The 19,608-nt window shown below is 44.3% G+C and carries 15 protein-coding genes and 8 pseudogenes; 14 read left to right on the top strand and 9 right to left on the bottom strand.

The genetic code is table 11. The features are described from left to right. Positions 1 to 90: 90 nt before the first annotated feature. The 5 genes from LG52_RS11345 to LG52_RS11325 all read right to left on the bottom strand — a co-directional run bounded on the left by LG52_RS11345 (position 91) and on the right by LG52_RS11325 (position 3,261). On the bottom strand, positions 91 to 345 hold the full coding sequence (locus tag LG52_RS11345) for a GlsB/YeaQ/YmgE family stress response membrane protein (protein ID WP_044732007.1): 255 nt from the start codon (positions 343 to 345) through the stop codon (positions 91 to 93). A 324-nt stretch (positions 346 to 669) separates the two neighbouring features. Then, positions 670 to 1,017: a hypothetical protein gene (locus LG52_RS11340; RefSeq protein WP_044732006.1), complete on the bottom strand. Its 348-nt coding sequence runs from the start codon at positions 1,015 to 1,017 to the stop codon at positions 670 to 672. A 303-nt stretch (positions 1,018 to 1,320) separates the two neighbouring features. Continuing rightward, entirely contained in the window at positions 1,321 to 2,502 is a 1,182-nt protein-coding gene (locus LG52_RS11335) for an IS701 family transposase (protein ID WP_044732005.1), read from the bottom strand. 130 nt (positions 2,503 to 2,632) lie between these two features. Beyond that, the gene (locus LG52_RS11330; RefSeq protein ID WP_044732004.1) at positions 2,633 to 3,043 is read right to left on the bottom strand and encodes a type II toxin-antitoxin system HicB family antitoxin; all 411 of its coding nucleotides are present in this window, start codon (positions 3,041 to 3,043) and stop codon (positions 2,633 to 2,635) included. A gap of 26 nt (positions 3,044 to 3,069) precedes the next feature. Next, positions 3,070 to 3,261 carry a type II toxin-antitoxin system HicA family toxin gene (locus LG52_RS11325; RefSeq protein WP_033012080.1) on the bottom strand — a complete coding sequence of 64 codons (192 nt, stop codon included), beginning with the start codon at positions 3,259 to 3,261 and terminating at the stop codon, positions 3,070 to 3,072. 176 nt (positions 3,262 to 3,437) lie between these two features. Between LG52_RS11325 and LG52_RS20245 the strand changes: the two genes are divergently transcribed. The 6 genes and pseudogenes from LG52_RS20245 to LG52_RS19090 form a co-directional block, all read left to right on the top strand. After that, positions 3,438 to 3,593, top strand: a complete 156-nt coding sequence (locus LG52_RS20245) for a hypothetical protein (RefSeq protein WP_197074545.1) — start codon at positions 3,438 to 3,440, stop codon at positions 3,591 to 3,593. Between the two features lie 9 nt (positions 3,594 to 3,602). Continuing rightward, a complete protein-coding gene (locus LG52_RS11320; RefSeq protein WP_044732003.1) occupies positions 3,603 to 4,112 on the top strand; it encodes a terminase small subunit in 510 nt (169 codons plus the stop codon). Then, complete coding sequence (locus tag LG52_RS19480; RefSeq protein WP_082056125.1) at positions 4,109 to 5,266, top strand: phage terminase large subunit; 1,158 nt, start codon at positions 4,109 to 4,111, stop codon at positions 5,264 to 5,266. Before LG52_RS11320 ends, LG52_RS19480 begins: the two co-directional genes overlap by 4 nt. Further along, positions 5,247 to 6,845, top strand: a complete 1,599-nt coding sequence (locus LG52_RS11310; protein WP_197074544.1) for a minor capsid protein — start codon at positions 5,247 to 5,249, stop codon at positions 6,843 to 6,845. The genes LG52_RS19480 and LG52_RS11310 overlap by 20 nt, the downstream gene beginning before the upstream one ends. Beyond that, positions 6,838 to 7,005 (top strand): hypothetical protein, encoded by a 168-nt coding sequence (locus LG52_RS20240; RefSeq protein ID WP_197071933.1) that lies wholly within the window; start codon positions 6,838 to 6,840, stop codon positions 7,003 to 7,005. The genes LG52_RS11310 and LG52_RS20240 overlap by 8 nt, the downstream gene beginning before the upstream one ends. A gap of 261 nt (positions 7,006 to 7,266) precedes the next feature. After that, positions 7,267 to 7,668 (top strand): annotated as a pseudogene (locus LG52_RS19090) (capsid assembly scaffolding protein Gp46 family protein); the annotation flags it as partial. Between the two features lie 46 nt (positions 7,669 to 7,714). Here the strand turns inward: LG52_RS19090 and LG52_RS11300 are convergent. Together LG52_RS11300 and LG52_RS11295 are read right to left on the bottom strand one after the other, a co-directional pair. Further along, a pseudogene (locus tag LG52_RS11300) lies at positions 7,715 to 8,681 on the bottom strand (ISL3 family transposase); the annotation flags it as partial. Between the two features lie 447 nt (positions 8,682 to 9,128). Beyond that, positions 9,129 to 10,262 carry an IS4-like element IS5377 family transposase gene (locus tag LG52_RS11295; protein ID WP_015375695.1) on the bottom strand — a complete coding sequence of 378 codons (1,134 nt, stop codon included), beginning with the start codon at positions 10,260 to 10,262 and terminating at the stop codon, positions 9,129 to 9,131. A 97-nt stretch (positions 10,263 to 10,359) separates the two neighbouring features. Here LG52_RS11295 and LG52_RS11290 point away from each other — a divergent pair. After that, a pseudogene (locus LG52_RS11290) lies at positions 10,360 to 10,773 on the top strand (helicase-related protein); the annotation flags it as partial. Positions 10,774 to 10,902: 129 nt separating this feature from the next. On the opposite strand, the pseudogene LG52_RS19475 reads toward LG52_RS11290, so the two are convergent. Next, positions 10,903 to 11,328 (bottom strand): annotated as a pseudogene (locus LG52_RS19475) (hypothetical protein); the annotation flags it as partial. A 374-nt stretch (positions 11,329 to 11,702) separates the two neighbouring features. Here LG52_RS19475 and LG52_RS11280 point away from each other — a divergent pair. Both LG52_RS11280 and LG52_RS11275 read left to right on the top strand, forming a co-directional pair. Next, positions 11,703 to 12,464 (top strand): YiiX/YebB-like N1pC/P60 family cysteine hydrolase, encoded by a 762-nt coding sequence (locus LG52_RS11280; RefSeq protein WP_044732000.1) that lies wholly within the window; start codon positions 11,703 to 11,705, stop codon positions 12,462 to 12,464. A 278-nt stretch (positions 12,465 to 12,742) separates the two neighbouring features. After that, entirely contained in the window at positions 12,743 to 13,810 is a 1,068-nt protein-coding gene (locus LG52_RS11275; protein ID WP_044731999.1) for a hypothetical protein, read from the top strand. Positions 13,811 to 14,321: 511 nt separating this feature from the next. Here the strand turns inward: LG52_RS11275 and LG52_RS11270 are convergent. Further along, a pseudogene (locus tag LG52_RS11270) lies at positions 14,322 to 15,073 on the bottom strand (IS1380 family transposase); the annotation flags it as partial. A gap of 76 nt (positions 15,074 to 15,149) precedes the next feature. Here LG52_RS11270 and LG52_RS11265 point away from each other — a divergent pair. From LG52_RS11265 to LG52_RS11245, 5 genes and pseudogenes are all read left to right on the top strand, one after another. Beyond that, complete coding sequence (locus tag LG52_RS11265) at positions 15,150 to 15,695, top strand: aldehyde dehydrogenase family protein (RefSeq protein WP_082056124.1); 546 nt, start codon at positions 15,150 to 15,152, stop codon at positions 15,693 to 15,695. Positions 15,696 to 15,766: 71 nt separating this feature from the next. Beyond that, positions 15,767 to 16,321, top strand: a pseudogene (locus tag LG52_RS11260) (aldehyde dehydrogenase family protein); the annotation flags it as partial. A 55-nt stretch (positions 16,322 to 16,376) separates the two neighbouring features. Beyond that, a pseudogene (locus LG52_RS11255) lies at positions 16,377 to 17,129 on the top strand (saccharopine dehydrogenase family protein); the annotation flags it as partial. A gap of 187 nt (positions 17,130 to 17,316) precedes the next feature. After that, positions 17,317 to 18,768: an IS1182 family transposase gene (locus LG52_RS11250; protein WP_231584460.1), complete on the top strand. Its 1,452-nt coding sequence runs from the start codon at positions 17,317 to 17,319 to the stop codon at positions 18,766 to 18,768. A 19-nt stretch (positions 18,769 to 18,787) separates the two neighbouring features. Further along, positions 18,788 to 19,601 (top strand): annotated as a pseudogene (locus tag LG52_RS11245) (electron transfer flavoprotein subunit beta/FixA family protein). Positions 19,602 to 19,608 lie beyond the last annotated feature (7 nt).

Below are 19,608 nucleotides of genomic sequence, written 5' to 3'. Positions count from 1 at the left end.
GGAACCTATGGATAAAGCCGATTGGTTTTGGTTGTACCTCAAGAAACTGACCAGACCGATCTCGGCTACAAAGCGCGAAAGGGGCGTCGTTCACGCCGCCCTATGCAATCTGCGAATGACAAAACTTGCAAGCAAAATGAGAATGACGGAACCGATCAGGGCTGGGATGATGTCAAATCCGCCGATGGTCGGCCCCCAGTTGCCAAAGAGCGCCGTTCCAAGCCAGGCTCCGATAAACCCGGCGATAATGTTGCCAATGATCCCTCCAGGAATATCGCGTCCTGTCAGAAGACCTGCCAGCCAACCGATGACGCCCCCGACGATTAAGCTCCAAAGAAACGACATGGATAATTCCTCCCTCAACTCATGAAAAGGCTTCTTTCGTATTTATATTGTGCGTCAAAAGGAGCAGTAATTATGCACGCAAAAGCCCCATCATACTTTATCGGCGCGCGTTCTCTGTTTTTGGCGTTTTGTCCGGGGACAGAGTTTTGGCTGCGTATTGGAAACCAATTGTGTTCATGATGACGGATAAATCGTTAGCTTCTCTTCCGCCTTCGTGCGCGGCCGAGCAGGGGGGGGATTTGATCCGGGATCGAAGAAGCCGAGATGCAAAAATCAAAGCCGCGCTTGACTCGCAGTCAAACGCGGCTTTCGGATGAAGGAAAACTAGCGAATGAATTCAAGCTGCTTGGCAAGATGGTGGAGTTTTTTCTCATGCTGGATGGTTTTGGACGCGAGGAAATGGACGGTTTCTTGCGTTTCTGTCAGCTCCACGCGCAAGCCAGCGAATTTTTGCTCGAGTCGGTCGAACCGCTCGTTCACCTCGGCGCGAAATTGCTGCATTTCCGCTCTCAGTTGGTTGGCGGTGTCTTGCATCTCCGCTCTCAGCTGATTAGCGGTGTCTTGGATTTCCGCTCTCAGCTGGCTTCCCATTTCGTCAATTTGGGTGCGGATGTCGCGGGAAAATATTTTCAGCGCCTCAACCACTTCTTTCACAACCGTATCGCGCTCCATGCTTGTTCACCTCCTCTTTTTTGATTATACAACGTGGAGCAGGGAAAGAAAACTACGTTTTGAACAAGCTTTTTCTCCGTTTTCATTTGATTGATCGTTGGCTCGAGTTGCGGCGTCGTGGGTGAGGTTGGAAAGTTCATGTCAATGATCATAGCGGCGTTTTGAGGGAACGGGTGGATCTGCCTCTTCGTTAATCAAAATATTTGTTTCTCGTTTATCACTTTTAGGAATTTATAATAACTGTAGTTGAGCATTTTTCATAACAATAATTACCATACAAAAAGAGACAAACAGGGTACCCCCTTATGCCACGTGGAGCTGTTTTTTCACGGCGTCAATAGGAATATTTTGTTTTGCTGCGCTGTAAATGAACTCCACGAGGCTATGTCCTTTTCTCTTGCGCAGAAGATCGAGCCCATCCGAAAAATCACAGTTGGACTCGAACATACTGTACACGTAAGTCAGCTGCACCAAGATCCAATACCGTTTCACCGTCCGACGCCCGCGAACGCGGTATCCATCGAGTTTCAGCTGATCTTTCGCTTGACGAAAGAAACATTCGATCGACCAACGCTCGGCATAGCAGCGCAAGATGTCTTCTTCGCTTAGTTCTCGGTCGGTGCTCAAGACGCAGTGAAGATGTTCGGGTGTCAACGGCTGATCGGCTTTCCAAGCCAGCAGCACCACCGCATCATCGAGACCGTTGAGCGCTCCTTCGCAGCGATAGACGCGATAGCGCTCTTCTCCCACCGTGACGAGGCGAGTGTCGTCTGGTTCGATGGAGCGGCTCAACTGCTTCGCTTGAACGGCGACACCGTTCGGATAGAGAATCCGATTCGTTTTGAGCATCGCGATGACATGGAATCCTTTTTTCAGACAAGCTTCCACGAGCGCTTTCGATGGATGCCAAGAATCCATCAGCACATAAACGGGACGATTCACATCCAACGAAGAAAGCATCTCGATCGCGAGTTCCCCCTTGCTTTTCCCAGCCGTCTTATCATAAAGGCGGAAGGCAAAGGGAAACGCCTGGGTTGCAGTATGAACCATAAGCCAAACGAGAGAATGTCCCCAGATCGACTTTTTCTCTGCGTGAGAATCGTGCCAATCACACCCTTGAATGGCGTTTGTTGCCCGTGGCGAGGGCTTCGTTTTTTGGCAAATCGTGTCATCGATCGAAACAAAAATGGGTTGATTCTCTCGTTTCGCGCTTCGTTCGACGCGACGAAGGATCCACTGCTGGAGTTTGCGAAGCAGCGTTTCTTCCTCCCAAGGGCTTTTCGTGAAAAAATGGCTGAGTGTCGTTCGATGATTGGGGTGAAAGCTCCCGTGATGGAGATCGGTCAACGTTCCCGAAAAGCCCTTTGTCATCATTGCATCCACGATATGAACAAGATGCTTTAGGACAGGTTTTGAGAAATAAAGCGCCAATCCTAACACCGTGAAAAACTTGTGAATTCCTTGATGATGTGCGAATCTATTCATGAGACATGAACCTCCTTGGGGGTAGTTGTAGGCACATCTATTCTAACCAAGGAATCGGGTTCATGTCTCCTTTTTTGTTTTGATGTAAATTTATGTTAGTGATTTTGCTCATCTACAGTAATTTATTTAATTATCGGTCGGTGGCGCCAAGATGCTTCTTTAATGCCTCCTGAAGGATTTGGGAATAGTTTACGTTATGTTCTCTGGCTAAATCATCAAGCCATTTCGGGATAGTCAATGTCTTTTTAACGGCTTTGTTTTCCATTTCATGTCTGAAAGGTGGCATCCATACCTCGATGAACACGATTACTTGATTGTTTTCTGTTTGAATTTCCGATACTTTTGAAGGCTGAGGAATCTCTTCATTTTCCTGCTCCAAGCCGTATAAGTGTAATGCCATCGCCTCTTTGGCCATTTTAAAAGCTTCTTCCTCTGTATCTCCGCAAGTAAAGCAGCCAAGAAGATCAGGAAACTCAACAGATATTCCATCGCTACCATAATCGAAAATAGCTGGATAAATATAGCGGTCTTTTTTATGCATATATGTTAACCTCCTTTAGGATGGGCTTATAATAGCCCCGCCTGTTTGAGTATGCTTTTTACTGTTTTGATCGGTAAGTTTTTCTTTGGATGAGGGATGGTTACTAGTCCAGGTTTACTGGGATGTTTAAACTGATGATGACTGCCACTTGTTCTTACTATGTACCATCCATCTTGTTGTATGATTTTTATTAATTCCTTTGAAGAATAACTCTTCATTTCCCTCCCTCCTTGATTATATTATAACACGTATTATAATACGTATCAATATTTTGTTGATTAATTTTTTTTGCTTTTTTTTGTCGTGTAAATGCCACTAATATATAGAAGTCCTCCTTTTTCTTGAGTGCCTAGTCAAAAGCTAGGCACTTATTTTATGGCATGGGGTGATGAGGATGTATAAATTAAGCGACCATTTATCGGGCGATGAGATAAAAAAATTAAAGGCAAAGAAGAAAAGAAAAGGATTGAGTCATCGCGACTGGCTCGACATTATGGGCGTTCGACGCGACACGTACAAGCGAGTGCGCGGGGCGATTCGAAGAAAGTGAGGGAGGTAGATGAGTAAATTAAATGAAAAACAAAAACGTTTCGCGGACGAGTATTTGATTGATCTGAATGCTACTCAAGCTGCCATTCGTGCTGGATATAGTCCGAGGTCAGCTGCTGAACAAGCTTCACGATTGTTAAAAAATGCTAAGGTTCGCGCGTATATAGACGAGCGAATGGCAGAATTGTCGAAGCGTACTGGTGTCAATCAGGAGCGCATCATCCGTGAGCTCGCACGGATCGCCTTCCTAGACCCGACGCAGCTTGTCAACATGGATAGCGCCGAATTGCTTTATGATACAAGCGCCGATGACCGCGCAGCGATCGCCAGCGTGAAGGTAAAGGCGATTCCGACGGAAAATGGAACTGGCATCGAGCGCGAAATCAGGTTCGCCGACAAGATCCGCGCGCTAGAGTTGCTCGGCAAACGTTTCGGCATATGGCTGGATCGGCAGCAGGTGGACGTCCAGGGTGCGGTGCAGATCATCGACAACGTGCCGAAAGGATCGGATAGCTCGTGACCAAAATCGAGTTGACCGATTTGATCGCGCCGAGCTTTTACGAGGTTCACCATGCGCTCAAGGAAGAACGATACACGCATTACTGGCTCAAAGGCGGCCGGGGTAGCACGAAATCGTCGTTTATCAGTATCGAGATTATCCTTGGGATGATGTGCGATCCGAACGCCAACGCCGTTGCGCTGCGAAAGGTCAAAGAAAACCTCCGCGAAAGCGTATTTGAACAACTGCTATGGGCGATCGAAGTTTTGGGCGTCTCGCACTTGTGGCATGATAGCGTAAGCCCGATGAGCCTGACATACCTGCCGACGAGCCAGAAAATCATTTTCCGCGGCGCCGATAAGCCGAAGAAAGTGAAATCTTCCAAGCTCCGGCGTGGCTATATCAAATACGTCTGGTATGAGGAAGTCGATGAATTCCTACCGGAAGACATCCGGACGATCAATCAGACCTTTCTTCGCGGCGGCCCGAAATTTGTCGTGTTTTACAGCTTTAATCCGACGAAGTCACAGCGCAATTGGGTAAACGCGGAGGAATTGAAAGGTGTCGTATTGGGGGATGATGAAGAGCAAGCGAGCCAAGTCATTCAAATGCTTAAAAAATATAAAGTGCTTGAACTTCCACCTGGTCAGGACGCCGATGCGGAATGGCTAGTTAAAAGCCTGAATGAGAGTGACACTGAAGTGCTTCGGAATGCCATCCGAGACGACATTCATCAATTTGCGATGGTGCCAAATCTCACGGATGAGAACTTTGCCGCGAATGCATCTGGCGTGGCCATGAAGTATAAGCTCCTCGGATTGGAACAATTAGCCAAGATTAAAGAGCGGTACTTCATTCAAGGCTTGCGTGAGCGGCTGAAACTGTTTGCCAATGTGCTGAAAGTGAAAGGCAAAGCCGTCGATGTATCGGACGTAACGATAACGATGACGCGGAATCTTCCGGCGAACGACTTGGAAACCGCGCAGATGATCGCGACGCTGAATGGAATGGTCTCCACACCAACACTCATATCGCAACTCTCTTTTGTGCATGACCCGCAAGCCGAAGTTGATGCGGTTAATGCTGAAAAAGAAGATGATATTAAGCGAAATCAAGCCGCATTTGGCGTACCGATGAATGAGGACGTGAATGCCGATGAGGACGCCATCGAATGAGTATTGGGAGCGTCGGGCCAGGCAGCGGATGGCGTCGTATCAGCGGGAGGCCGAGGCAACGATCCGAACGATCACACGGGCCTATGACAAGGCGATCCGGGATATACAGGACGAGATCGTGCGGATTTTCAACCGCTTTGCCAAAGACGGACAAATGACGCCTGAGGAGGCCAGGCGGCTACTCAATGAGCCGATGAATCGGAGCGAATGGGAAGAAATCAAAGCAAAAATAGCTGAAATCGAGGATCCAAAAAACCGACGGCAGCTGCTGAATAGATTGAACGCCCCGGCATATCGGGCCAGGATCACGCGGCTGCAGGCACTCAAGGAGCAAATTTATCTCCAATGTAAAATCATTGCGGATGCCGAGATCCGGGCCAGTACGGAAGGGTACATCGGCACGATCAATGAAGCCTACTATCGGACGATGTTTGATATTCAGCGCGGTCTCGGCGTCGGGTTCGAATTCGCTACCATGCCTATACAAACCGTTGAAACGATCCTGAAAAATCCATGGTCCGGCGAACATTTCAGCAGCCGGATTTGGAGCAATACGGATGAACTGGCCAGGCAGTTGAATCAAGTTATCACGGCAGGATTTATGAGTGGCATCGGGGTACGAAAGATGATTCAAGAGATTGAAGAACGCTTCAACGTAGGCAAGCACGCCGCGGCTCGGTTGGTCCGCACTGAAACAACATATATGGCCAACGCAGCGGAGATAGAAAGTTACAAGGAAGCTGAAATTGAAAAATATATTTTCGTTGCGACGCTCGATCTTCGGACCTCTCCCCAGTGCCGGGCGCATGACCGGAAGGTGTATAACGTCAAAGACGCTGTACCGGGCAAGAATATGCCGCCGCTGCATCCGTATTGCCGCAGCACGACGCGGGCATATTTTGGCCCCGAGACGCTGCAGAACATCCAGCGCCGGGCCCGGGATCCGGTGACTGGGAAAACGTATCTTGTGCCGGCTGATATGAGTTATGAACAGTGGAGGAAAAATATCGAAGAGAAACACAGTCAAGATCGGATTGTAGCGCTGGATAAGCAAATCCTGAATAAGGTAGCCGATTATAAACAATATGAGCGGTACAAGGAGGTGCTCGGAGACGATGCTCCGAAATCCTTTGAGTCATTTCAGAATTTGAAATATGGTGATAGTGAAGCCTGGAGTTTGGTAAAATTGGATTATAGCAGGAGAAATCGATTGATTTCGAATCCCGAATTAAAGCTTCCAAATGCTGAAAATGCAACTGCCGCAGACGAGAAATTCACAAAATATCTGTTTAACCCTGACAATAAAAAAGGATGGGCAAAAGGCGTTGCCTTCACTAGCAGATTAGGATATAATGCGGATAATTGGAAGGAACTGCAGCAGGAAATAATAAAACGTGCGGCGATTTACCCGGCTACTCAGAAAGGCAAGAATAATTTTGGAGAACTATATGAGCAAAAAATGATTCTTTATGGAAAAAACAGAAGGCCGGCCAATGTAATTGTTGGGTGGATAGTGAATGAAAATACAACGAGGATGACATCGACTTATATCAAGGAAGTGAAGGGCAATAATGATTAAAGAGTTTGATCATGTCATTTTAAAAGATGGACGCGAAGGCGCGGTAGTTGAAGTATTTGGCGATCAGGAGTTATTCTTGGTTGATATTGGGTCTTCACCGGCCGATTGGGAAACAATTCAAGTCACACGAGATGAAATTGAAAAAGTAATACCACAATAAGCACTCCCGTAACAACAAAGCGGAGAGTGTTTTTTATTTTATCCGCTGATTAAGCGGCTTTTTATTTTATCCGAAAAGGAGTGATAACGTGTCAAATAGTGTTCTGATCACTATCATAATCTGCTCGACGTTGATCATTCTTAACTTGATTAACTCAATTAACAAGCGGTCCGAATAAGGGCCGTTTTTTCTTGTCCAAAACATGCTGATGACATTAAAAGCTGCATGGAGATTTAGCCGACGGGCGTAAAACGGGAGGTTATGACCATGAAGATTAACAGATTTCTCTTTCCAATAGATTTACAATTCTTTGCAACTGACGGTGGCGCTGGTGGTGGAACTGCCAGTACCGGAGCAAGTCCAGGTGGCGACGTAGCTGGTGGTAATGCTGGCACCCCGGATGGAGGAAACAATTCTGGCGGTGCTTCTGGTGACAACAAAGGCGGCGAAGGTGCTAAAACCTTCACCCAGGATGACGTAAACCGTATCATTCAGAAACGCTTGGCAGAAGAACGTACCAAGTGGGAAAAGGAATTCGAAACTAAACTAACCGAGGCCAAGACCGAAGCCGAAAAGCTCGCCAAAATGAACGCTGAGCAAAAGGCCGAGTACGAGCGCAAGAAGCGCGAAGAGGAACTGGCAAAGCGCGAGGCCGAGATCACGCGGCGGGAACTTCGGGCGACGGCGCTCGAAACGTTGGCTGAGAAGGAAACAAATACCGATGAATCCAAGCGTTCAAACGACGTTTCGCTTGTCGCTCGTTTTGGCTTTTGGATACATAACGAAAATGTTGAAGGGATTGATAGACTGCCTGCAAGGAATCGCTCTCTTTCTGCCACTCCCGCACCGTTTGGCGTTCCCCCTCGGTGAGTTTCTCGGGGCGCTGGGTCAATAAGCGGCAAGCATACCGAACATGCCCGTGTTCCTTGTTCCCTTTTCCGAAGGATTTGCGGAATCGATCCAACGCTTCCGTAAACAATTGAATCACATGAAAATAATCGACCACATGCTTCGCTTCTGGACACGCTCCTTGAATGGCTTTTTTCATCGCCGGAGCCAAATCGCTGACGACATACCGAGCAGAACCAGATACATACGCTAATGCACATCGAATCGCTTCCTCATTCTTTCCTGCTTCAATCGCATACACTTCTCCCGTTTCCGCATCCATGATCGCCACCCCATAGTCGTGCCCCTTTCGAAAAGCAAACTCATCGACACAAACCGCCTTTGGTTGGATTTCATTCGATAGGAAGGAAGGGGCATGGGTATAAAACCAACGTTCCACGGTCGTGTTAAGGAAGTTTGAGCATACGAGCCACTGCCTGAATGGATGTTCCGATGCAAGATTGCGCTACCCATTGCTGAAACGCATCCGTCGCTACATTTCGAGGAGAGATGGCTGGATAAGACGTGCTGAATGTCATGCCACACGTACCACAACGTCTGCGCTCGACAGGAAGTTCAATCCAAAAAATTCCGATTCGTTGAGCATAGCCATGCATCCATTGCTTCTTTTTGCATGTCATTTTGATCGTGCGCTTCAAGCAGGCAGGACATAACGGGCATTGTTCAGGCAGAGAAAGTTCGAAAATCCAACGTTCTTCTTCTTTTCGCACCTTTTGAATCAAAACATCTGGTAAATCGATGAGTTTTTTGATAAACTGAGCGTACATGCGAATTTTCCTCCAATGGTTTGGTTTGGTCACCTTTACCATACAGGAACATTCGCATTTTTTGTACCCTCTATTTTCCCTATGCATACCTATCTTAAAATCTCAAGTACAACTTGTGGTGAAGAGCCTTAAAAATTTTATACCGCTAAACTTGACGGGTATGGTTAGCCACCCCTCCTACTCGATTTGCCTAGTCGCTGTCGAACTCGGTTAGAAATGGCGGAGTTAAAGAAGCTTATCGCTTATTTGCGTCATCTTCGGGAGCATGGTGTCGAACAGAAATGGTTGGAGCTTGAAAAAACATTGTTTGGTGTTGAAGGATTATTGTGAAAAAGGGAAAAAATCCCCATTTTCACGGAATGGACGGATACGTTAGAGTATTTGGAAAAGATGTTGCAGGCATATGGCATAGAAACAGCGAAAATTATTGGTTTACACGAGTGTTGATTATCCAAAATTATACATACGCCTTCCATAAATTTGGGCATACTCAAACAAAGCAGCGGCCATCCCGGATTTCCAATCGAGAGGAAGCTGCCCAGAGAAAAAACGGCGAACGAACGAAATGAAGGAAAGAGAGACGTTCGTCTGTTTTTTGGTTTGATCATACAGCCATCGCAGCAACACATACGCGATGAACGCCGCAAACAGTTGGTTGTATACCGCATTTTCCGTCGTGCCAAACAAGGTCGGGACATTCAGATATTGCTTCACCCAACGGAAAAAGACCTCAACAGTCCAACGTTGTTGGTACATGTCGGCAATGGTTTCCGCAGACGCATGGAAGAGGTTCGTCACGACCCGAATGTCGCGGCCATTCGCATCTCGAAAGATCACCACCCGGTGACGCTTGGTGGAGCGGCATTGTTTCGTCCCCAACTGGCACGTGAAGTCGGCTTGAACCGATGAGGATGTGCTGGAAAGGCGTTTCAAGCTTTTTTTCTGATGAAGTTCGATGTTGTCCTTCATCCGAATGACAAAGAGCTGATGCTGCTCCACAAATCGATCGAGGCGTTCGATTTTGAAATACGCCCGGTCTTCCACCAGCACTTGTTGAGCGTTCGTCAACTGTTCTCCCACCGGGCCATCATGACGCAGTCCGATGGTTTCCACCACGTCTGCCGGCAACGAGGATTCCGGCGAATACGCGACGTGCAGCTTCACTCCGGCGCGTTCGCCGTGATACGGCGCCCATGGCAGGCGGTTTTTCCCGACCGTGACGGTCGTCGAATCCACCACCCGAAGCGGTTTGGGAAACCGAAGCGAACGGCGGGTTTGGCGGTTGCACTTGGAAATGATCAACGCCAACAAGCGTTTCATGATGTCATAGGGAACTTCTTTCGCTTTCTTGGATACAGTTGAATAATGGAATCGCGGCAATCCATACAGAGGCCCCACATCGGCTCCGTGGCGAAAGCTTTTCCATTGATGCATGGCGGCCAGCAGGAAGAAGTGAATCAACTCGCGCAACGTAAAGGTTCGAGACGAATCACGATACCCAACCGCTTCGGCAATCAGTTGAATCTCTTCATCCGAAACAAGTTTTTGCATCAAATTCGGGAGTGTGGTATGCTTGTTCATAGAGAGCACCTCCTGGGTTTGTTTGTGTCGCTACTCACATTCTACAGGAAAGGTGCTCTTTTTTCTATACCCTTTGGATTTTATTGGATAATCAACACGCCTGATTGGTTTATTTTCAATGGAAGAACGGAGAAAGCAAATAAATAAGTTTAAAGACGAATGCCAAGTCACGCTGGCGACCAACTCTGGAGGGGAAACGATTAATTTGCAATTTTGTAATCAAATGATTAACTACGATATTCCGTGGAATCCGAATAAACTTGAACAGCGGATGGGACGAATTCACCGCATTGGACAGCGGAATGAAGTGTTTGTCTTCAACCTGGTGGCAGGCAATACGAGGGAAGGGCGCGTACTCATAACATTAATGACAAAGATGGAACAAATGCGAAAGGACTTAGGTCATGACCTAGTATATGACTTTATCGGCGACCTCCTTGAGGAACATGCAGCCGACTTGCCAACATTAATGCAACAGGCAATCCTTCAAAGGGAACAGATAGATGATGTCAACTCACATTTCGCACCTTAACAGGGTAGAAACAAAGGATTTTTATTTAGTTTTTTAGAATAACTTTTCGGTCAACACGACGAGCGATGTCAATCCTTTTTTTACCATCGCTGGTCGTTCCGCATAACGTTACACGTAAATGCTCTCATCCAGTCCCAGCCCTTGCAGAACCCTTCGCTGCTCAGGGGTGAGGGGACGGCCCAGTGAACGCTGAATTTGCCCATCCGGCAGCTCTAACAGAACGACTTTCACATACCAGAACAGCTGAAAAATCGCCTGCCCGGTCGGACGGACCGGATGGCCTTCATACGTCGAGGCCGTTTCCCATACCCGATGCGTGGCGCCGTTTTTCTACGCCAGCGTAAAAGGATCGCTCCACGCCGTGTCCTGAGCATCAGCTTCAGCCAACGCCTGTTTCATGATCCGGAGCGGCGAAGGGTCTCTGGTGATCAAAAAGGCGTTCGCCGCTTTCGTTTGCGAAAGCGTGTCCTTCGTCATCACGGCGGAATCCGCCACGTAAATCCATTCGTCCTCGATCTTCGCTTGCTTCCGCTGGTTCGGGTTTGGCATTGGGGATCCATCGGAACCAGCCGGTCCATCAGCTGAGGGAGGTCAAGATCCTTGAAGATGGTGCTTATGATATTTAATATGATATTTAAATAGGAACTTTCATCAATCGCGCGAATTCGAACATCCATGGTGGGCAAAACTCCTTTGCTTTCCTTGTGTGTCAAGGATTCATTCGACATCAGAACAAAAAAAATCCTCTCGATGTTTGTCGAGAGGGTGCGAAATGTGAGATTTAATGTAGAAATATGCCGAAAATTAAATATACCATAAATATATTAAAAATAGTATAATTTGGATTAATATTATATTTATCAATGGTTTTGGTAAAATGAAAATTAATTATTTTAGGAGGGATTTATTTGAAAGGAAAATTTAAGAAATTTTTGATGGCTTCATCGTTTGCAACACTACTATCTGGATTTAATTTAGTAAACTATGCTTTTGCAGACTCAATAGCTGTAAACAACGAAAGCAAAGAAGTTTTAGAACAAAAAGAGAAACTCAAACAAAGTGTGAATATTGATAAGTATGACTTGGTAAAAAAATCAGAATTAGGAGTTAAAAAAGGTTATGACAAGGATGACCCTGAGCCGGACTGGGCACCTGGTGATTCTTTCGGTTCACCAAAAGGTACAAATAACATATCTTTCGCGGCGTTTGCACCTGGCGATATTATTGTAGTACATGATGGTTCAGTAGCATGGGGGTATTATCGTCATGCTGCTGTATGGGACGGTGCTTATTATACCGGTAGTTTAGATTCATATGCATTCATTGAAGCGAATGTAGAAAACCAACCTGGTGACGGACAAAGTAATGTTCACTATTCCACGGCAAGGAAATTTAGAAACTACGACCAGGCCGTTGGTTTATATGTCAATACTTTAGAACAGCAATTTAGAACTCTTGCCCGTGATTACATTAAAAACCAATTGGGAGAACCATATAAATTCGTAGGTTCTTACAAGTCGGATACTAGTACGTGGTATTGTAGCAAGTTAGCATGGAAAGCGTATTATGATATGGGGAATCGTGATTTAGATTACGATGGTGGGTTATACGTTTATCCGGATGATATTTATCAAGACGGAGATACTAAAATATTTGCAACTGGTTCATGACTCTGCTGACTAATACGTAATACCTGATGGTAAAATAATTTTTAGAAACCATATTCTTTATCTTTATTTTAGCAACGAGAAGAATTTTATAGTTTAATTTTTCTTAATTTTTTAAACAGTTTGTTAACCTATATTTCCTGTGGCTTGTCATTTTATAATTAATTGACAAGCCACGTTGCCTTATTAATAAAAATAAAGCTAACTTTATTGATAATACTTTACTCAATTTTTAAGTAGTCCTAGTTTTAATGAACACTTATTTACGAGGGGACTGTATAATGAAGAAAATCATGATTTTCATTTATTGCATTTGTTTGTTTTTAATTGTTGGGTGCGAGAAATCGAAAGACACAGCCGCCCAAAACGATACAAAACTGAAGGTGAACCCAGCCTTTGTTGCACTTACTCATGGAGATAGCAAATTAATTTTTCTTGATAAAAAGATGAATATAGTCAAAGAAATTGAAAATAAAAATAAATTTCAGAGCTTTTCTATAGATGGAAATCGAGTTTATGCGATAGATGATGGTACATATATGGGAACTAAACCATCAATGTTTATCATCAACCTTTCGAGTGGTCATGTGGAAAAGAAATTAAAGTTGCCGCATATCCCATCGTCTTATGCGGTAGTAAACCAAAAAGCCTACATTGCTTCATCTGAAATATTTAAAGAGGGCATGCCTTTTTTTGTTGTTAATTTGTCTAATGGGAAAGTAGAAAAATTGACATTTACCAGTGGAATGGTCAATACAATTAAACATTACAAAAATGAAATTTTCATCACTATAAATTCTGGTGGTAAATCCGGTGAGCATAGCAACGTATATAGGATACAAACTAATGATGCATCCCTTTCCTTTCATCCTGTTATTAAAGATAATATTGAATTACCACCAAGTGATTTTGTAATTGAAGATAACAAAATGTACTGTGTTTTTACAGGTTTTTCTTACGGGCCAAGGCCAGAATGGGTAAAAAATCCTGAAAGATATACAAATAAGCTTATGGTTGTAGACTTGAATAATGGTAAAATAATTTCGGAGAAGAAATTGTCTAAACCTTTCCCGCAAAAAATAATTAATGTTGGGAATAAATTATACATTAATAATTATACGGATTTAGATATGCAAGGGGGGTTTTTAACAATACTTGATAAAAATGACTTAAGCGAATCTTTTTTTTCAATAAAAAACCCAGCATATTTTGACTACAACAAGCGATTCGAAGAATTCTTAGTTTCTAATCCTCAAAATGGAACTCTGCGATTAGTTAAAAACGGTAAAATAATCAAAAAAATTAAAGTTGGAGAGAATTGTAGTATAGTTAAAGCGGTGCAAAAATAAACTTTACTGTAGATGAGCAAATTCACCAACATAAATTGACAACCAAACAAAAAAGGAGGCATGAACCGGACTCCTTGGTTAGAATAGATGTGCTACCAACTACCCACAAGGAGGTTCATGTCTCATGAATATATATATGCACTTTAAAGTAATGACTTCTGTATGAACGCCTTTGTATCCATTCAGCCCAATATCAGCGAGATTTTCAGAATCCAGCACCAATAGGGTCAAGTCCAAATTATTGTGTAAATTCCCCTTTGATAGACAACATGGACCTGATGGCTTGACGTATAGTGTTTTCTGCAAAGAAAAAATACAGAGTTTTGCAAGGAAAAGTGCAGAGAATGACAACTTGACATGGAGCCTCTGGGGGCGTGATTAAAAAGCCAGGAAGCCAGCAATATCAAGGGCTGGCTATGCCTAAAAAGGCTATCACGCCCCCCACTCCATGTCAAGTTGGCCTAAGCCAAATTCTCTGCAGATCTCTGCATTTTTATTTTGCAATAAACACTCGGCGCAAGTTTCGTTTGATGACAAAGTCCACGTCTTCCTTTAGGCATACATGAAATTCGCTTCTGCATCGTTTCCTGCATCCATGCGAACAAGCAGACGAGACGATGTCAGTTGACGAGCTCGACAGATGGCGGTCATTAAAAACGAAGGCATGTTGTCTTGCACATGTTGTTTCCCTGGACGCAGCTCCGCGTGGACGATATATCCTTCTTTTCCTGCATACGCAAACAGTGGCGTAAAACCATCAAATCCTTTATACGTTCGACTGACTCCTTCTTTTTTCGTATCGGAGTTGTCAAATGGGGAGCCATCGAGATCAAGAGGTATCCATGTCGTCTTCCCTTTCGTCCAACAAGCAGACAAGGTGGCATGTCGTTGGATCAATAGACGCATGGACTCCTCCCAAAGAATCGTTTCGGTCATCGGAAGACAAGCGAGCTGATCGAGGCGCTGTCTTAACGTTGGGGAGGAAGGCACGTGCTGAATGCCCATCGATGTCGAAAACATATCGTCCTGACGATACGCTTCGATATGATCGAAGTCCGTTTTTCCTGTGGCAAGCAAACCGATCATCGATCGAATGGCGTCGCTATGGGAAATGTGCACCTCTCGACGAATGGTAGGAAGCCGAAGTGCGTTTACTCGTTTATTCAGTTTCGTTTGGTGGAGTAAGCAGCCAACGAGGGCAAGCCCCGCACTTGGAGTAATGGCTTCATCTGTCCATACAAACCGAATCGGGAAATCTTTCATCACATTCACCTGCTTGATGAAGTATCGTTCACGTTGTTTTCCCTTATCGTATCAACGGTTTGCGGCTATTGTAAAGATGTTTTGTCACGGATTCAGGAAAGTATTAAACTATATAGACGGACGATGGGTGTCATCGGTCAGCAATCAGTTTGTGCCGATTGTGAATCCTGCGAATGGTGAGTGTATTGGAGAAGTGACAATATCAAATGAACAAGATGTCGAACAGGCGGTGTTGGCGGCAAAACGAGCCCAAAAAGCATGGGCACTCGTTCCAGCACCAAAACGAGCTGAAGTGCTTTATAAGGTGGGTATGTTACTACAAGAGCGAAAAGAACAAATGGCTCGCCTATTAACGATGGAAATGGGAAAAGTGATTGAGGAAGCGCGTGGAGAAGTACAAGAAGGAATTGATATGGCGTTTTACATGGCAGGGGAAGGGAGACGGTTATTTGGCGATACAACTCCGTCAGAGTTACCGAATAAGTTCGCAATGAGCGTCCGTGCGCCGATTGGTGTCGTCGGATTAATCACCCCTTGGAACTTGGTTCATCACCAAAATATGTACTTGAATTTTAAAGACAAACATGATAACAATGTTGCTCAAAGAGACGTATGGTATTAAAAGGAAAAAAGATGTTTTGATTTTCTCAATCATGATCGTCTTTATTTGTCAAGTACACTTTGTGGTGAATAGCCTGGAACTTTCCAATCGCCATTGCAACGTGGAAGTCATTTCCTGCTATCGGTGCCGGCAATGCAGTTGTTTGGAAACCAGCGCTAGAAACACTAATCATGGCACAGCAACTTGCGCAAATATTTGAAGAGGCAGGTTTACCAAACGGTGTATTTAATGTGGTACATGGACGCGGTTCTGTAGTGGGTGAAGTGCTTGTTGAGCATCGAGATGTAAAAGTCATTTCGTTTACAGGATCCAATGAAGTTGGGCGGCGCATTGCGAAAACGTGTGGACGTCATTTAAAAAAAGTATCGCTTGAAATGGGTGGGAAAAATGCCATTATTGTCATGGATGATGCCGATGTAGCCCTTGCTGTAGAAGCCATTATATGGAGTGCTTTTGGTACATCAGGTCAGCGTTGTACCGCATGTAGCCGAATTATTGTTCATGAACATGTAAAAAAACAAGTAGAAGAACGGTTACTCGCAGCGATAAGCACATTAACAGTTGGGAACGGCTTAGAGGAAGGAGTAAAAGTCGGACCAGTTATTAATCAAGATGCGTTACAAAAATATCTTTGTGCAGGAAACCGTATTGCTTGTCAAGTACATGTTGTGGTGAAGAGCCGGAATGATTAATATTTTAACAGGATATGGAGCAAGTCAACTGGATCGCGTTCATACCATTAAATTATATGTTGGCGGTATTCCTCTTCGGCCAGAACCGCCACTCGGATATAATCACGTCTTTTCGCTTGAAGGTTTACTTGATCATTACACCGATCTTTCCTTAATTATTCGTGATGGACAAAAGCAACAAGTACCTTCTTTATCAGAAGTTGAAACGATTTATTTTGAGCGTTTTGGACCGCTTGAAGCGTTCCATACATCGGGAGGAACATCAACGTTGCCACGTTCCTATCCGCATGTAAAATGTTTGGAATATAAAACGATTCGCTATCCTGGTCATGCAGAAAAATTTCAGCTTCTTGTCGATTTACAATTCACGCGTCGAGACTACGAAGTAGAAGTCGACGGAGTGATCGTACGTCCGCGTGACGTATTGTTAAAAGTACTTACGCCACTTTTAGAGTTAAAAGAAAAAGACGATGTCGTCTTGTTGCGCGTAATTGTGTCGGGCGAAAAAGATGGGAAAGAAAGAACGTACGAGTATGAAATGGTGACAGAGAAAGACCGTCAGAAACAAGTCACGGCAATGGCGCGTTCAACGGCCTATACGGTTTCTGTCGTTGCACAAATGATTGGCGACGGAACGATTCAAAAGCGCGGGGCATACCCACCTGAACAAATCGTTCCAGGAGATCGCTATATTGAAGAAATGGCTCGTCGCGGTGTTGTTATTCGTGCCACTATTCATTAAAATTGTGAACAAAATCGTAATTTTTTGATTATTATGACGAGGGATTTGTTTATTATGCTAGAATATGTATACACGAAATAGATTTGGAGGTGAACATATGCTACATATTGTAGCTTCAGCTTGTCGACAAAGTCGACAAGCTGTTTTAATATATAGGTATAAGGGTATCTTGAAGGAGTGGAATAAGATGCTTCAACGTTACCAAGAAGATCGGAGACATATCGAAACAACGGTAAAAATTGATGATCTTGTTCCTGAAGACCACCTTGTTCGTAAACTAGAAAAAGCCATTGACTTCTCCTTTATCTACGATATGGTCAAGGATTTGTATTCTCCTAACCATGGACGACCAAGTCTTGATCCCGTTGTGCTGTTCAAAATGTATTTGATTCGTTACATCTTTGGGATTCGTTCGATGCGTGAAACCGTAGAACAGATTCGAACAAATGTGGCTTATCGTTGGTTTTTGGGATTGAGTCTGCATGATCCTGTGCCCCATCATTCGACACCAAGTAAAAACTACACGCGACGTTTTGCGGGAACCGATGTTTTTCAAAAGATTTTTTCAAGAATCTTGGAAGAAGCCTTTCAATACGGGCTTGTGGATCCAAGTGTCGTATTTGTCGATTCTACTCATGTGAAGGCGAGTGCGAACAAAAGAAAATTCACAACGGAAATGGCAGAAGTGGAAGCGAAAGCTTATCAAGATGAATTAGAAAAAGAAATTGAGCGAGACCGCATCGCTCATGGGAAATCCCCACTACCGCCAGAAAATGATAAAAAAAAACGAGAAATCAAAGTGAGTAAAACAGATCCAGACAGTGGGATGTTTGTGAAAAATGAACGTGAACGGGTATTTGCTTACTCTTATCACACCGCTTGTGACCGACACGGTTGGATATTACACACGTATGTCACCGCCGCCAATGTTCATGATAGCCAAGCGTTTTTTGAACTGTTTGAGCGAGTGAAGCAAGAAATCAAAGGATGCCCAACAGATGTGTGCATCGATGCCGGATATAAAACGCCAGCGATTGCGAAATACCTATTAGAACAAGAGATCCATCCGATTTGGCCATATACTCGTCCAAAGACGAAAGATGGGTTCTTCCGAAAATCTGAATTTGTATATGACGAACATTTTGACTGTTACCTTTGTCCCAATCACCAAGTGTTATCTTATTCAACAACGAATCGGGAAGGCTATCGGGAGTATAAATCAGATCCATCCATCTGTCAGGGATGTCCATCCCTTCAAAAGTGTACAGCAAGCAAAAATCATACGAAAGTCGTGACACGCCATGTTTGGCAAGAGTATTACGAAGAAGCCGAACATTTACGATATGTACCAGAACATCGCGAGTTGTATGAATTAAGGAAACAGACGATTGAACGGAATTTTGCAGATTTAAAAGAGAAGCATGGTCTGCGCTGGACGAATTACCGAGGATTGGAAAGAAACCAGATGCAGGCGATGCTTGTTTGTGCTGCCATGAATTTAAAGAAATTGGCGAACTACTTGTGGAGAAAGGGCCTCTCCTTTCTGTATGTATTCGAGTATGCATCTATTTTGGTTCGTTCATCAAGAAAAACAACCTTAAAAATGGAACAAAATGGTTATAAGACAACTGTCTTATAACCATTTTGTCAACAGTCTGATGCTACATATTGTAGCTTGTATTAAGCAAGTGCCAGATACGAAAATTATTAAAATGAACCCGAAAACGAACACGATGGATCGTGCGAGTGCTCCTGCTATTTTAAACCCGTATGATGCGCATGCGGTAGAAGAAGCTGTTCGTTTAAAAAAGAAGTACGGTGGAATCGTATCTGTTTTAACAATGGGTCCTCCACCAGCAGTAAAAGCCATTAAAAAATGTATCGAGCTCGGGGCAGATGAAAGGGTATATGATTTCAGACCGAGCATTTGCCGGAGCTGATACGCTCGCTACAAGCTATGCGCTTACAAAGGCGCTCGAAAAAATCGCCAAACATCGTCCGATTGACCTCATCATTTGTGGAAAAATGACGATCGATGGGGATACGGGGCAAGTCGGACCTGGTATTGCACGTCGTTTAAACATTCCTCCTCTAACTGGTGTAAACAAAGTTGTTGAAGTGAATAAAGAAAAAGGGTATGCGATCGTTCATCGTAAATTAGAAGATGGTTATGAAGTGGTGAAATCGCAATTACCTTGTTTGTTTACTGTAGAAAAAGACATCAATGACATCTCCTTTGCACCATTGCCAAACATGATTAAAGCCGCACGATATCAGCCAACGATTTGGACTGCAGACGACTTAGAAGATGTTGACCGCAAACAACTAGGATTGAAAGGATCTCCAACGATTGTATCAAAAGTATGGGCACCACCGAAGCCAGAAGGTGGAAAAATATTAACAGGAACAAAAGAAGAGCAAGTAAATGAACTGTTGTCTATTATACTTGAGAAAAAAGAGCTTTTTGTATAGGGGGAGT

Source organism: Geobacillus kaustophilus, from assembly GCF_000948285.1.
Classification (GTDB): Bacteria; Bacillota; Bacilli; order Bacillales; family Anoxybacillaceae; genus Geobacillus; species Geobacillus thermoleovorans_A.
This window is presented reverse-complemented; position numbering and strand designations above follow the sequence as displayed.

Excerpts from the sequence above, each read along its gene's own strand:
- LG52_RS11345 (WP_044732007.1), bottom strand. The coding sequence starts at position 345 with ATGTCGTTTCTTTGGAGCTTAATCGTCGGGGGCGTCATCGGTTGGCTG.
- LG52_RS11340 (WP_044732006.1), bottom strand. The coding sequence starts at position 1,017 with ATGGAGCGCGATACGGTTGTGAAAGAAGTGGTTGAGGCGCTGAAAATA.
- LG52_RS11335 (WP_044732005.1), bottom strand. The coding sequence starts at position 2,502 with ATGAATAGATTCGCACATCATCAAGGAATTCACAAGTTTTTCACGGTG.
- LG52_RS11330 (WP_044732004.1), bottom strand. The coding sequence starts at position 3,043 with ATGCATAAAAAAGACCGCTATATTTATCCAGCTATTTTCGATTATGGT.
- LG52_RS11325 (WP_033012080.1), bottom strand. The coding sequence starts at position 3,261 with ATGAAGAGTTATTCTTCAAAGGAATTAATAAAAATCATACAACAAGAT.
- LG52_RS20245 (WP_197074545.1), top strand. The coding sequence starts at position 3,438 with ATGTATAAATTAAGCGACCATTTATCGGGCGATGAGATAAAAAAATTA.
- LG52_RS11320 (WP_044732003.1), top strand. The coding sequence starts at position 3,603 with ATGAGTAAATTAAATGAAAAACAAAAACGTTTCGCGGACGAGTATTTG.
- LG52_RS11310 (WP_197074544.1), top strand. The coding sequence starts at position 5,247 with ATGAGGACGCCATCGAATGAGTATTGGGAGCGTCGGGCCAGGCAGCGG.
- LG52_RS20240 (WP_197071933.1), top strand. The coding sequence starts at position 6,838 with ATGATTAAAGAGTTTGATCATGTCATTTTAAAAGATGGACGCGAAGGC.
- LG52_RS11295 (WP_015375695.1), bottom strand. The coding sequence starts at position 10,262 with ATGAACAAGCATACCACACTCCCGAATTTGATGCAAAAACTTGTTTCG.
- LG52_RS11275 (WP_044731999.1), top strand. The coding sequence starts at position 12,743 with ATGAAGAAAATCATGATTTTCATTTATTGCATTTGTTTGTTTTTAATT.
- LG52_RS11265 (WP_082056124.1), top strand. The coding sequence starts at position 15,150 with ATGTTTTGTCACGGATTCAGGAAAGTATTAAACTATATAGACGGACGA.
- LG52_RS11250 (WP_231584460.1), top strand. The coding sequence starts at position 17,317 with ATGCTTCAACGTTACCAAGAAGATCGGAGACATATCGAAACAACGGTA.